Origin of the sequence: Streptomyces sp. NPDC048211 (genome assembly GCF_043202315.1) — a bacterium.
Taxonomy (GTDB): Bacteria; Actinomycetota; Actinomycetes; order Streptomycetales; family Streptomycetaceae; genus Streptomyces.
In genome coordinates this window covers 1-12,314 of record NZ_JBIDAD010000004.1, presented here as the reverse complement: position 1 = coordinate 12,314, position 12,314 = coordinate 1, and the positions used below count along the sequence as shown (strand labels likewise).

General features: G+C 72.6%; 11 protein-coding genes and 1 pseudogene. 6 read left to right on the top strand and 6 right to left on the bottom strand.

All coding sequences use genetic code 11. The features are described 5' to 3' along the window. Nucleotides 1-130: 130 nt before the first annotated feature. The 3 genes from ACGFZA_RS16455 to ACGFZA_RS16445 form a co-directional block, all read right to left on the bottom strand. Nucleotides 131-1,009 (bottom strand): ABC transporter permease, encoded by an 879-nt coding sequence (locus tag ACGFZA_RS16455; protein ID WP_393679746.1) that lies wholly within the window; start codon nt 1,007-1,009, stop codon nt 131-133. Next, entirely contained in the window at nt 1,006-3,666 is a 2,661-nt protein-coding gene (locus tag ACGFZA_RS16450; protein ID WP_393679744.1) for an alpha/beta fold hydrolase, read from the bottom strand. The genes ACGFZA_RS16455 and ACGFZA_RS16450 overlap by 4 nt, the downstream gene beginning before the upstream one ends. Nucleotides 3,667-3,834: 168 nt before the next feature. Then, the gene (locus tag ACGFZA_RS16445) at nt 3,835-4,602 is read right to left on the bottom strand and encodes a hypothetical protein (protein ID WP_393679742.1); all 768 of its coding nucleotides are present in this window, start codon (nt 4,600-4,602) and stop codon (nt 3,835-3,837) included. A 212-nt stretch (nt 4,603-4,814) separates the two neighbouring features. Here ACGFZA_RS16445 and hemC point away from each other — a divergent pair, with 212 nt between their 5' ends. Further along, on the top strand, nt 4,815-5,750 hold the full coding sequence (hemC, locus tag ACGFZA_RS16440) for a hydroxymethylbilane synthase (protein ID WP_385271107.1): 936 nt from the start codon (nt 4,815-4,817) through the stop codon (nt 5,748-5,750). Nucleotides 5,751-5,769: 19 nt separating this feature from the next. On the opposite strand, the gene ACGFZA_RS16435 is transcribed toward hemC, so the two are convergent. Beyond that, nucleotides 5,770-6,366: a DUF4291 domain-containing protein gene (locus ACGFZA_RS16435; protein WP_393679739.1), complete on the bottom strand. Its 597-nt coding sequence runs from the start codon at nt 6,364-6,366 to the stop codon at nt 5,770-5,772. A gap of 244 nt (nt 6,367-6,610) precedes the next feature. On the opposite strand from ACGFZA_RS16435, the gene ACGFZA_RS16430 reads away from it, so the two are divergent. Next, a complete protein-coding gene (locus ACGFZA_RS16430) occupies nt 6,611-7,321 on the top strand; it encodes a VC0807 family protein (RefSeq protein ID WP_393679737.1) in 711 nt (236 codons plus the stop codon). A gap of 76 nt (nt 7,322-7,397) precedes the next feature. Here ACGFZA_RS16430 and ACGFZA_RS16425 read toward each other — a convergent pair whose 3' ends face one another. Beyond that, on the bottom strand, nt 7,398-8,897 hold the full coding sequence (locus ACGFZA_RS16425; protein WP_393679735.1) for a CoA-acylating methylmalonate-semialdehyde dehydrogenase: 1,500 nt from the start codon (nt 8,895-8,897) through the stop codon (nt 7,398-7,400). 203 nt (nt 8,898-9,100) lie between these two features. Continuing rightward, nucleotides 9,101-9,399 (bottom strand): annotated as a pseudogene (locus tag ACGFZA_RS16420) (5-deoxy-glucuronate isomerase); the annotation flags it as partial. 29 nt (nt 9,400-9,428) lie between these two features. Between ACGFZA_RS16420 and ACGFZA_RS16415 the strand changes: the two are divergent. From ACGFZA_RS16415 to ACGFZA_RS16400, 4 genes are all read left to right on the top strand, one after another. After that, nucleotides 9,429-9,896, top strand: coding sequence for a peptidoglycan-binding protein (locus ACGFZA_RS16415; protein WP_393679733.1), 468 nt, complete (start codon nt 9,429-9,431; stop codon nt 9,894-9,896). A gap of 259 nt (nt 9,897-10,155) precedes the next feature. Continuing rightward, nucleotides 10,156-10,353, top strand: a complete 198-nt coding sequence (locus ACGFZA_RS16410) for a helix-turn-helix transcriptional regulator (protein WP_385271122.1) — start codon at nt 10,156-10,158, stop codon at nt 10,351-10,353. A 166-nt stretch (nt 10,354-10,519) separates the two neighbouring features. Beyond that, entirely contained in the window at nt 10,520-10,828 is a 309-nt protein-coding gene (locus ACGFZA_RS16405; protein WP_385271125.1) for a heavy-metal-associated domain-containing protein, read from the top strand. A 106-nt stretch (nt 10,829-10,934) separates the two neighbouring features. Beyond that, the coding region (locus ACGFZA_RS16400) for a heavy metal translocating P-type ATPase (protein WP_393679730.1) at nt 10,935-12,314 on the top strand (1,380 nt) is incomplete at its 3' end.

Below are 12,314 nucleotides of genomic sequence, written 5' to 3'. Positions count from 1 at the left end.
CGGCCCCCCAGTGTCGTCATGTCAGCACGTGTGAATGTGACGTGCGAGCCGGGGTGCCGGAGCCGTCGAAGACGTTGCGGAAGCATCTCGATGCGGCAACGGCGGACGGCGGTCCGGCGGAACGTCGAGGTCAGGACACGATGTCCTTGCGACTGAACCCCCGGAAGGCGAGGGCGAACAGGATCAGGGCATACGTCACCGAGATGGCCGCGCCCTTCGCCATGCCGGCCCACTCCAGGTCGGGCTGGAGCGCGTCGGCCCACGCGAACTGCCAGTGGGCGGGCAGGAAGTCGCGCCAGGAGCCGAGCGCGGTGACCGCGTCCAGCACATTGCCGACGATGGTCAGCCCGACCGCGCCGCCGACCGCGCCGAGCGGGGCGTCCGTCTTGGTCGACAGCCAGAACGCCAGCCCCGCGGTGACGAGTTGCGACACGAAGATGAAGGCGACGACGAGCGCGATCCTGGGCACGGTGTCCCCGGTCGCGAGCGCGCCCCCGGTGGGCAGTTCGAGCGGCCCCCAGCCGTACGCGGCGGCTCCCGCGGCCAGCGCGACGAGCGGCAGCAGCACCATCGCGGCAAGGCTGAAGCCGAGCGCCACGACGAGCTTGCTCCACAGCAGCCTGGCCCGGGGCACCGGCGCCGCCAGCAGATAGCGCAGTGAGGACCAACTGGCCTCGGAGGCGACGGTGTCGCCGCAGAACAGCGCGACCGGGACCACCAGCAGGAAGCCGGCCGAGACGAACAGGCAGGTCGCCGCGAAGTTCGCGGCGGACGCGGTCGCCGTGTCCATCAGGGTGAGCCGGTCACCGCCCCCGGGCCCGCCGCCCGGGGTGCCGCCGATCGCGAACGCGATGATCAGGATGAAGGGCAGCGCGCCCAGCACCCCGCCCATGAGCAGCGTGCGCCGTCTGCGCAGTTGGCGTACGGCCTCCACGCGGAGCGGAAGGGTGCGCCGGGCGCGGTATCCGGGCGCCTCCGGGGCCTCGGCGACTGCGGCTGAGGTACTCATGCGGAGCCTCCGGAGATCAGGGTGAGGAACGCGTCCTCCAGGCGGCGGTGCGGCCCGACGCCGGTCAACGGCACGTCCAGACGGACCAGTTCGGTGACGAGCTGCGGCGAGGTGGCACCGTCGAGCCGGACGAGCAGCCCGTGCGCGTCGTCGGTGCGGACGGCGGAGCCGATCCCCGCGAGCGCGGCGATCTTCCGGGCGAGCGGTTCGGTGATCTCCTCGGCGGAGGTGACCAGCACCATGTCGCCGGAGCCGGTGATCTCCGCGACGGGCCCGGCCTGGACGAGCCGGCCGCGGTCCATGACGACCAGGTGGGTGCAGGACTGCTCGACCTCGGACAGCAGGTGGCTGGAGACGATGACGGTGCGGCCGCCGGCCGCGTACCGGATCATCACGTCCCGCATCTCGCGGATCTGGGGCGGGTCGAGCCCGTTGGTCGGTTCGTCCAGGATGAGGAGGTCCGGCATCCCGAGCATGGCCTGGGCGATGGCGAGGCGCTGCCGCATGCCCTGCGAGTACGTACGGACGGCCCTGGCCAGTGCGTCGCCGAGCCCGGCGATCTCCAGTGCCTCCTCGATGTGCGAGTCGTCGGCGGGGCGTCCGGTGGCCTGCCAGTACAGCTCCAGGTTGGCGCGGCCGGACAGGTGGGGCAGGAATCCGGCCCCTTCGACGAAGGACCCGACGCGGGACAGCACGGGGGCGCCGGGCCGGATGGCCCGCCCGAAGACGCGGATCTCGCCGTCGTCGGGCGTGATGAGCCCCATGAGCATGCGCAGGGTGGTGGTCTTCCCGGCGCCGTTGGGCCCGAGCAGCCCCAGCACCTGCCCCTTCTCGACGCGGAACGACAGCTCCTTGACCGCGTACCGGTCGGCGGACTTGGCGTACTTCTTCGACAGGCCGGTGATCTGCAGCGGTACGTCGGTGAGTGCGGGGTCCGGGGCGGGCGTGGCGGTACGGCGCCGGGCGGTGAGCAGCAGGGCCGCGGCGATCACGACAGCGGCGGCCGGAAGCCCCCAGGTCCACCAGGGGAGCGTGGCGGCAGCGGTCTTCAGGCCGGGCGCGGTGGGGATGGTCAGCGGTCCGTCGAGCGAGACGGTGTACGTGGTCGGCGCGGCCGGGGACGCGTAGCCGAGGTCAGTGGCGGCCAGCACGAGCCGGAGGCGGTGCCCGGAGTCGAGTTCGTGGTCGACGGCGGGCAGCGTCAGTTCCAGCGGCTTGCCCTGCTGCTCGGGGGTGATCCGGTAGGGCGCGACGAGCTGGGAGGGGAGCACCTGCTGCTTCCCGTCCGGCGAGACGTCGTACACCTTGCCGAAGAGCACCGCGTCGCCCTGTCCCGCCTTCACGTTCACGCGGACGGTCGGTGAGCCGGTGATGCGGCGCGAGGCGGTCAGCGGGGCGGATTCGAACGTGGCGTGCTGCCCCGGGAAGTCGATGGAGAGCCCGACGCCGAGCGTGGAGAGCTGGGCGAGACCGCCGCCGACACCGGGAACGGCGGAGATCGCGGGCGGGCTGGCTCCGGCGGGGTTGCTGAACTTCTGCTCGCCACCCCGCAGCCGGATGCCCTCCGGGCCGCTGCGCAGCCCCGGGTAGGTGTCGCTGCTCGCACCCCGGGTGAGGGCGGCCCCGTCGGTGGAGTCGATGCCACCGGTCCGGGTGACGCGGAAGGCGGGTCCGGTGTCGGCGCCCTCGTCCCCCTTCAGATAGCGGTCGAACCACTCCCCGACCCGCTTCTGGACCCGGCCGGTCTCCCGGTCGCCGCCGTCGTGTCCGCCGGCGATCCAGTCGACGGAGACGGGCGCGCCGTTGGCCTTCACGGCCTCGGCCATGGCGTCGGCCTGGCCGAGCGGGAAGAGGGAGTCGGTCTGCCCCTGCACGATCAGCGCGGGGACCTTGATGCGGTCGGCGACGGCGCTCGGGGAGCGTTCGGCGAGCAGGGCACGCGCGGCGGCGTCCGGCTTCCCGCTGACGGCTACCCGTTCGTACATGTCGCAGAGCTGCTTCTCGAAGTTCCCGCAGCCGCCGCCGGTGGTGACGAAGATGCCGGCCCAGAGCTTCTTGAAGACGCCGTCGGGGAAGAGCGCGTCGGCGAGGTTCCAGTACGTGATCTCCGGGGCGACGGCGTCCACGCGCTTGTCGTACCCGGCGGCGAGGAGCGAGACGGCTCCGCCGTAGGAGGCGCCGGTGATGCCGACGCGGGGGTCGCCCTTGCCGTCGAGCTGTACCTCGGGGCGGCCGGCGAGCCAGTCGATCAGCCGGGAGACGTCCTTGACCTCGCGGTCGGGTGCGTTGAGCGAGATCTTGCCCCCGGACTTCCCGAACCCCCGGGCGGACCAGGTCATGACGGCGTAGCCGTCGGCGGCCAGCTGCTCGGCCTGGGCCCTCGTCTCGTCCTTGCTGCCTCCGAAGCCGTGGCCGATGAGCACGGCGGGCCGGCGCCGGGTGCCGCCGGTGGTGAAGTAGGACGTGTCGACGGACACCCCGTCGACTCGCATCATCCGGTCCTGCCGGTGCACGGCCGGCGCGCTGTCGTCGGCCACGGCGGTCCAGGTGCCCGCGCCGGCCAGCACGGCGAGCGCGGCGATGCCCGCCGCCCACCGGCCGCGAGTGCGGGGCAGCAGGCGCCGCCACCGGGGCGTACGCGCAATAGGGGTCTCCATGATGTCGAGCCTAAGCGGACCGCCTCCCCGCCTCCGCTGCCGTCAGGGGGAGGTGCCCGGCATCCTCAGGGCGTACGGGGCCCGCCGCGCGTACTCCGTCTGCGGTACGCCCGCCGCACTGCCCGGCCGGCCCCGGACAGCCCTCCGGGACCACCCGGTGGCCGTGGCTCAGTGCTTGAGGGAGGACATGAGGTCGTGCATGTCGCTGATCAGCGCCGGCTTATGGGCGGACAGATCCAGGTCCTCGGCGTCGTCGGCTGTGAGGTGCCCGCCGCCGCCGTCGGCGTCGTCGTAGACGAAGAACTGTGACAGGCGCAGGGACAGCACCGCGCCGCCGTCCAGGACCCGCAGCTCGGTCTCCCCGTCCACCAGGGACAGCAGGTACGCCTGGTCACCGAGGTCGGGAACGATCTCCACCTCGGTCCCGGGGTCGACGCCGAGGTCGGTCTCGCTCCGCGCGGCCTCGAACTCGGCGCGCGGGTCGGTCTTCTTGTGCAGGGCGATGGTGACGGCGACCGCATAGCGTTCCGAGCCGCCCGCGTCCGGGCGGCGTCCGCTCTTCCCCTCCCCGAGCATGATGGAGCACCGCACCCGGTCCAGCACGCCGTCGCGCAGCATGCCCGGGCCGAGGGATCCCCCGGGCTCCCTCGGTGCGATCGCCTCGCCGACCGACTTCAGCCGTATGTCCGGGCAGGGGTCCCTGTCCAGCCGGTACCCGCGCAGATCCGGCGTCCGGTCGGCCGGTGTGTACACCATCAGGGCCGTTCCCCACAGGGCGGACGCGACCAGGGCCCCGCCGAGCGCCCACAGCCATCGCCTGCGCGCCCCCGGAGGCCGCGGCTCCCGTACCCGCACGGGTGGCGGGGCGCCCAGGTCCAGCACATCCCGCGTGCCCGGATCGCCGGACTCCCCCGTCATCTCCGGCTCGGAAATCATCCCGCTCCCCCTCCGCCGCCCGTCGCGCCCCCTGCCTCGGCTCATGATCCACCCATGCCCGCCCGGCCGGGTCGGTTCCGGGACGATCGGTGGTGGCGGGGCGCGGGCCCGTCCGGCACCGGGCCACCGTCCGCCACCCCTGGTCCGCCCCGCGCCGGTTCACCGGTACGCGCCGGCCCACGTGACGTATCTGACGGCCTATCATGGTCGCCATGTCGGCCCCTGATCTGATCCGCATCGTGTCCCGCGACTCGCCCATGGCCCTCGCCCAGGTGGAACGTGTCCGTGCAGAACTGGCCTCGCTCCACCCCGGCACCCGCACCGAGGTCGTCCCGGTCAGGACGACCGGCGACAAGTGGATGGGCGACCTGAGCGCGGTCGAGGGCAAGGGCGCGTTCACCAAGGAGGTCGACCAGGCGCTGCTCGCCGGTGACGCCGACCTCGCCGTGCACTGCGTCAAGGACATCCCCGCCGACCGGCCGCTGCCCGCCGGGACCGCCTTCGCGGCGTTCCTCAAGCGCGACGACGTGCGGGACGCCCTCATCCACCCGGCCGGTGCCGGCCTGGACCAGCTCCCGCCCGGCACCCGGATCGGCACGTCCTCCGTGCGGCGCATCGCCCAACTGGCCGCGTCCCACCCGCACCTGGACTGCGTACCGATGCGCGGCAACGCGAACCGCCGCCTGGAGAAGCTCGCCGCCGGGGAGGCCGACGCGCTCATCCTGGCCCTCTCCGGCCTGGAGCGCATCGGCCGCACGGACGTGATCACCGAGGTCCTGTCGCCCGAGGTGATGTGTCCGCCGATCGGCGCGGGGGTGCTGGCCCTCCAGTGCCGCGAGGACGACGCCGAACTCATCGACCTGGTGAGCGCGCTCGGCGACCCCGCCACGCACCGTGAGACGACCGCCGAGCGGATGTTCCTCCACGTTCTCCAGGGCCACTGCAACTCGCCGATCGCCGGCTACGCGCAGGTCGAGGGCAACGGCGAACTCTCGCTCCGCGCCAAGGTCTTCACCCCGGACGGCAAGACGGTCCTCAACGCCCACGAGTGGGCCGGGCGCCTCGACCCCGCCACGCTCGGCACCTCCGTGGCCGTCGCCCTCCTGCGCCAGGGTGCGCGCGAACTGATCGACGGCATCGCGCACTGAGAGGTCCGGGCGCGACTCCTCACCCTGCTCCCGGGGTCCCCGTGGGCGCCGGGTACGCCCGCTCGGGCGGCAGGAGCCGGATCGCCTCGTCCGCCCTGCCCGCCCGCGCCAGTTCATGGATCTCCCGGGCGAGCGGGGTGACGTCCCGGATCGCCACCGTCCACTCGTCCGCGTACCGCCGCGACGCCTCCCCGGACAGGCCGAGCTGGAGGGAGCGGTACGGGAGCCGGTTCAGGTGCAGGTCGCGCTCGGGGTCCCATTGCACACGGGCCGGGGCGCCGCGGAGACTGCGCTGCCAGGTGGCGCGGTCGGGGTGCACGCCGCGCTCGTAGTGCGAGAGTGCGGCGTTGCCCAGCGCCCAGTCGAAACCCTCGCGGCTGATCTCGACGGCCAGGACCGTCTCCTGGCCCTCCTTGGCCGCCCAGCCGCAGCGATACATCATCCACAGGAAGCTCGGCTTGATCCACGTCATCCGGTCGCGCTTCCAGGCGGGCGGGAAGCGGCCGTCGCGGGCGGCGGGGAGGCCGAGGGCCGGGGAGTACGCCTGGTAGACGGTGACGGTCGTGTCGGTGTGGAGCGCGCGGATCTCGTGCTGCGGTGGCTGCGGTGCGGTCATGGCGCCATCCCAGCACCGAGGGGCCGTCGCGGGCGAACGGGTTTCCGGAAGCGGCTTGGGCGACACTCTTCTGACGTCTCGTCACTCGACGCTCGTCGGGACACCCGCGTCATCCGCGGACACTGACATTCGTCATACCGAGGTCAGTACACCCGGCTCTGCCGGGGACCGGGGCCCGGCGGCCAGTCTGTACGTATCGAGAGCGGGAGCCGCGAGGGCGCCGCCGATACGGGAGGAACCCGTCATGAGCAGCCCGGTCGCCACCGTCACCGCACCTGTCGTCGACGCTCCCGCCGGCGCCGCTGCGTTCTCGTCGCGCAAGGCCCTGCTGGACAGCATGATGCCGCTGCTCGCGGACGTGGCGGTGCCGCTCGCCTCGTACTACCTGCTGAAGGCGGCGGGGATGGGTACCTTCGGCGCCCTGGCCTGGAGCAGCGTGGTGCCGGGTGTGCGGACCGTGTGGGGTGTGGTGCGCGACCGGCGGCTCAACGGGCTCGCGGCGCTGATGGTGACCGTCAACGTGGTGGGGCTGCTGCTGAGTCTGGTGGCCGGTGACCCGCGGCTGATGCTCCTCAAGGACAGCGGGGTGAGCAGCACCATCGGCCTGGTGGTCCTGGTGACGGCGCTGCGCGGGCGGCCGATGATGTCGGCGGCGCTGCGGCCGTGGCTGACGCGGGGCGAGACGGGCAAGTCCGCGGCCTGGGCGCGGCTCTCCACGGAGTCGGACGCGTTCCGGCGGGCCGAGAAGCGGTTCTCCGTGGTGTGGGGTGCGGCGCTGCTGGGCGAGTGCGCGGTGCGGGCCGTCGGGGCGTACACCGTGCCGGTCGAGACGATGGTGTGGGCCGGGACGGTCGTCCTGGTGGCGGCGATGGTGCTCGCGTTCGTCGTCTCGGGCCGGGTCGCCGTCGTACCGATGGAGCGGATGATCGAGGAGGCGGCCGGTACGGGTCGCTGACCTCCCACGAACCACTGCAGGGCCGCCCCGGGGGAGCGGCCCTGCAGTGCTGTGCGGTGCGGGCGGGTGGCCCGGGTCAGTGGTTGCTGGGGAAGCCCAGGTCGACACCGGCCGGGGCGTCGGCCGGGTCCGGCCAGCGGGTGGTGGTGACCTTGCCGCGGGTGTAGAAGTGCACGCCGTCGTTGCCGTAGATGTGGTGGTCGCCGAAGAGCGAGTCCTTCCAGCCGCCGAAGGAGTGGTAGCCCACCGGCACCGGGATCGGGACGTTGATGCCGACCATGCCGGCCTCGATCTCCAGCTGGAAGCGCCGGGCGGCGCCGCCGTCGCGGGTGAAGATCGCGGTGCCGTTGCCGTACGGCGAGGCGTTCATCAGCGCGACCCCCTCCTCGTACGTGTCGACGCGCAGCACGCACAGGACCGGGCCGAAGATCTCGTCCCGGTACGCGTCCGAGTCGGTGGAGACGTTGTCGAGGAGGGAGAGGCCGATCCAGTGGCCGTCCTCGAAGCCCTCGACCGTGTGGCCGGTGCCGTCGAGGACGACGTCGGCGCCCTGGGCGGCCGCGCCGGTGACGTAGGAGGCGACCTTGTCGCGGTGGGCGGCGGTGATCAGCGGGCCCATCTCGGACGTCGGGTCGTTGCCGGGGCCGATCTTGATCTTCTCGGCGCGGTCCTTGATCCGGGCGACCAGGTCGTCGGCGACGGAGCCGACGGCGACGACCGCGGAGATCGCCATGCAGCGCTCGCCTGCGGAGCCGTACGCGGCGGAGACGGCGGCGTCGGCCGCGGCGTCGAGGTCCGCGTCCGGCAGGACAAGCATGTGGTTCTTCGCGCCGCCGAGCGCCTGGACGCGCTTGCCGTTCGCGGAGGCGGTGGCGTGGATGTAGCGGGCGATCGGGGTCGAGCCGACGAAGGAGACGACGGACACGTCCGGGTGGTTCAGCAGGCCGTCGACGGCGACCTTGTCACCGTGCAGGACGTTCAGGACACCGTCCGGCAGACCGGCCTCGGAGGCCAGCTCGGCAAGGAGGTTGGCGGCCGACGGGTCCTTCTCGCTCGGCTTGAGGACGAAGGTGTTGCCGCAGGCGACGGCGAGCGGGAACATCCACATCGGCACCATGGCCGGGAAGTTGAACGGCGTGATGCCGGCGACGACACCGATCGACTGGCGGATAGAGGAGACGTCGACCCGGGTGGACACCTGGGTGGACAGCTCGCCCTTGAGCTGCGTGGTGATGCCGCACGCGAGCTCGACGATCTCCAGACCGCGGGCGACCTCGCCGAGCGCGTCGGAGTGCACCTTGCCGTGCTCGGCGGTGATGAGTGCGGCGATCTCGTCGCGGTGGGCGTCCAGCAGTGCCCGGTACCGGAAGAGGATCGCGGTGCGGGCGGAGAGCGACGAGGTGCCCCACGTCGCGTACGCGTCCTTCGCCGCGGCCACCGCGGCGTCGACCTCTTCCGGGGAGGCGAGTGCGACCTGGGTGGTGACGGCTCCGGTGGCCGGGTCGGTGACCGGGCCGTAGTTACCCGACGCGCCCTCGACGGTCTTGCCACCGATCCAGTGGTTGACGGTCTTCATACTGTGTCTCCTTCAGAGATGGCTGCGTCGGTCGGTGAGGCGCCGGTCGTGGTCTTCCCGCCCTCCTACGTCAACATCCCACCACGCCCGCGCCAAGGGGAGGCCCGACACTGTGTCTGCCGTTTCGGTACCGGCGTAGACACAAGGAGGACGGACCGGGCGGGGGCGTGCCGGCCTCGGCGGAGGCGGAGGGACCGGCTTGGGCGCGTGCGGTTCCCGGGGCCGCACGGCCCGACGGGTACCTCCGGCGCGGGGCCGTAGCGAGCGGGGAGTCGTCGCTCGCACTTCGCTCCTGCCAGGGCGAAGCGGCCGCCTACGCCGGAGGCGATCTGTGCATGGGCGCCACGCGTACACACGGGAAGACGGATACCCCGCTGAACACTCTTGTCCGGCCCAGCAGTTCAAAGATCTCATCTGAGGTGTGCACCGTACAGCCAACGGCCGACGGCAGTACGGTCCCTTCGCTCTCCCCGGTGACAAGTAGGTGAACTCCTCCCGGTTCCGGGTCCCGGCGGCCGTCCCGGGAGTGACGTGACGGCGGTACGCGGTGTTGTCCTCGACGAGAGGACGGGGCACGGCGCTTTGGCACCGGCCACCGTCACCGCATCGTTCGAGGAGTACCCCACCGTGATCCGTACGACTCCGCCGTTCCGCCGCGCCGCCCGGGGCCCGGTCCTGGCCGCGCTCGCCCTGGCCGCCGCACTGGCCGTGGCCCCCGGCGCCACGGCCGACGAGAACAACGTGCCCCCGGCCGGCTCCAGCCCCGTCTGCGCCTTCTACGACGGGGACGCGCTGACCGCGTTCGGCGAACAGGGCGAGCGCGTCTCCCAGGTGCAGTGCATGCTCGCCAACCGGCGTTACCTGCCGTGGGAGGCGGTCGACGGCGTGTTCGGCGCGCGGACCCTCGCCGCGGTCCAGCGCTTCCAGGCCGACCACCCGCCCCTCGCCCCGGACGGGCTCGTCGGGCCGCGCACCTGGTCGGCGCTCTGGCACGCCTGACGACCGGGGTGCGCCCGGGGCCCCGCTCCCCGGCGCACCCGCCGCCACCTCCGCCCCCTGTGTTTCTCCCGTCCCGGAAGTGACCCCTTCGTCACACATGTCTCCGTTACGCGGGTTTTCCGTCACAGGCGGTCGACAGCCCCACCCCACCTCCCGTCGCCCTCGTTCACCGCCCAGAGGCTGAGTGATCGAAAGCGTCCGTGCCGCAGCTCCCCCGACGGCCCCCGGGCCCATGCTGCGGCGCAGAGAGGTGACACGTATGACGGACAGAAGGCTCTGGTCCTACAAGGAGATCGCCGCGCACATCCGGGTGCAGCCGGACACCGTCCGCTCCTATCGCAAGCACGGCCTTCTCCCGGCTCCGGACCACGTGGAGAGCGGTAAGCCGTACTGGTACGCGGACACCATCCGCACCTGGGTCGCCGCCCGCCCGGGCAATCGGGGCCGCCGGGAGTGACCGCTTCCCCGCCCGGTCACCCGGTTGGCCCACTCCTCCGGCGAGCGCTCGCATTTATACCCCCTAGGGGTATACAGTCGTGAGTGTGGAGGCGCACCGGCCTTCCCGGAGCGCCCTGGGGCCCCAGCCGCCACATCCATTTGTGCTCGTCGAAGAGGAGAACACGATGACCGCCGAGACCCAGCTCCCCCAGGCGACCGGTTCCTGCTGCTCGCCCAGCGGTTCCTGCCACGACGGCGCGGACGCCACGGCGCAGGGCGGCGTGACCACCGTCTACCAGGTGACCGGCATGACCTGCGGACACTGCGAAGGTGCGGTCTCCGAGGAGATCTCCGGCATCGAGGGTGTCACCTCGGTGAAGGCCGTGGCGTCCACCGGGCAGGTGACGGTCGTCTCCCAGGGCCCCCTGGACGAGGAGGCCGTGCGGGCGGCCGTCGACGAGGCGGGTTACGAGCTCGCCGGCCGGGCCGCCTGACCGCTTCGGGATCCACCGCAACCGCACCACCCCCTTTGCCGCCGGGCCGGACCGACCAGCAGATACTGGTAGGGCACGGCCCGGTCGGCGTTTCAGGAGTTCGGACATGCACAGCGCAACAGATGTCGAGGTCCCGGCAGCGGAGAGCTCGCAGGCCGAGCTCACGATCGGCGGGATGACCTGCGCGTCGTGCGCGGCCCGTGTCGAGAAGAAGCTGAACCGGATGGACGGGGTCACCGCCACCGTCAACTACGCGACCGAGAAGGCCAGGGTCGCCTTCGGTCCCGGGACCGGCCTCGCGGATCTGATCGCCACGGTCGAGAAGACCGGGTACACCGCGCAGCCGGTGCACCGTCCGGCACCCACGCCGCCCGCACCGACCCCTCCCGCGCCACCCCCTCCCGCGCCGGCGCCCGACTCCGACACCGGCGCCGATACCCGGACCTCCACCGCCACCGACGTCAGCGCGGAGTCCGGCACCGACGCCGCCGCTGCCGCCGCCGCCGCCGGAGACACTCCCGCGCTGGCCGCGCTGCGGCAACGGCTCCTCGTCTCCGCCGTACTCGCCGCCCCCGTCGTGGCGCTCGCGATGATCCCGGCCCTCCAGTTCGACAACTGGCAGTGGCTCTCCCTCACGCTCGCCGCCCCCGTCGTCATCTGGGGCGGGCTGCCCTTCCACCGCGCCACCTGGACCAATCTGCGGCACGGCGCGGCCACCATGGACACCCTGGTGTCGGTCGGCACCCTCGCCGCCTTCGGCTGGTCGCTCTGGGCGCTGTTCCTCGGCGACGCCGGCATGCCCGGCATGCGGCACGCCTTCGACTTCACCGTCTCCCGCGCCGACGGCGCCTCCACCATCTATCTGGAGGTCGCGGCCGGAGTCGTCACCTTCATCCTGCTGGGCCGCTATCTGGAGGCGAAGTCCAAGCGGAAGGCCGGTTCCGCGCTCCGGGCGCTGATGCACCTGGGCGCCAAGGACGTCGCGGTCCTGCGGGGCGGTACGGAGGTACGCGTCCCCGTGGGCCGGCTGGCCGTCGGGGACCGCTTCGTCGTCCGCCCCGGCGAGAAGGTCGCCACCGACGGCACCGTCGTCGAGGGCGCGTCGGCGGTGGACGCGTCAATGCTCACCGGTGAGTCCGTACCCGTCGACGTGCGGGCCGGGGACTCCGTCACCGGCGCCACCGTGAACATCTCCGGCCGGCTCGTCGTCGAGGCGAGCCGGGTCGGCGCCGACACCCAGCTGGCCCGGATGGCGAGGCTGGTCGAGGACGCGCAGAACGGCAAGGCCGAGGTGCAGCGGCTGGCCGACCGGATCTCGGCGGTGTTCGTCCCCGTGGTCCTGCTGATCGCCCTGGCCACCCTGGTCGCCTGGCTGCTGGTGACGGACGACGTGACGGCCGCGTTCACGGCCGCCGTCGCCGTACTGATCATCGCCTGCCCGTGCGCCCTGGGCCTCGCCACCCCGACCGCCCTCATGGTCGGCACC

What these genes read in the sequence shown, in the direction of transcription:
- ACGFZA_RS16455 (WP_393679746.1), bottom strand. Translation starts at nt 1,009, where the DNA reads ATGAGTACCTCAGCCGCAGTCGCCGAGGCCCCGGAGGCGCCCGGATAC.
- ACGFZA_RS16450 (WP_393679744.1), bottom strand. Translation starts at nt 3,666, where the DNA reads ATGGAGACCCCTATTGCGCGTACGCCCCGGTGGCGGCGCCTGCTGCCC.
- ACGFZA_RS16445 (WP_393679742.1), bottom strand. Translation starts at nt 4,602, where the DNA reads ATGATTTCCGAGCCGGAGATGACGGGGGAGTCCGGCGATCCGGGCACG.
- hemC (WP_385271107.1), top strand. Translation starts at nt 4,815, where the DNA reads ATGTCGGCCCCTGATCTGATCCGCATCGTGTCCCGCGACTCGCCCATG.
- ACGFZA_RS16435 (WP_393679739.1), bottom strand. Translation starts at nt 6,366, where the DNA reads ATGACCGCACCGCAGCCACCGCAGCACGAGATCCGCGCGCTCCACACC.
- ACGFZA_RS16430 (WP_393679737.1), top strand. Translation starts at nt 6,611, where the DNA reads ATGAGCAGCCCGGTCGCCACCGTCACCGCACCTGTCGTCGACGCTCCC.
- ACGFZA_RS16425 (WP_393679735.1), bottom strand. Translation starts at nt 8,897, where the DNA reads ATGAAGACCGTCAACCACTGGATCGGTGGCAAGACCGTCGAGGGCGCG.
- ACGFZA_RS16410 (WP_385271122.1), top strand. Translation starts at nt 10,156, where the DNA reads ATGACGGACAGAAGGCTCTGGTCCTACAAGGAGATCGCCGCGCACATC.
- ACGFZA_RS16405 (WP_385271125.1), top strand. Translation starts at nt 10,520, where the DNA reads ATGACCGCCGAGACCCAGCTCCCCCAGGCGACCGGTTCCTGCTGCTCG.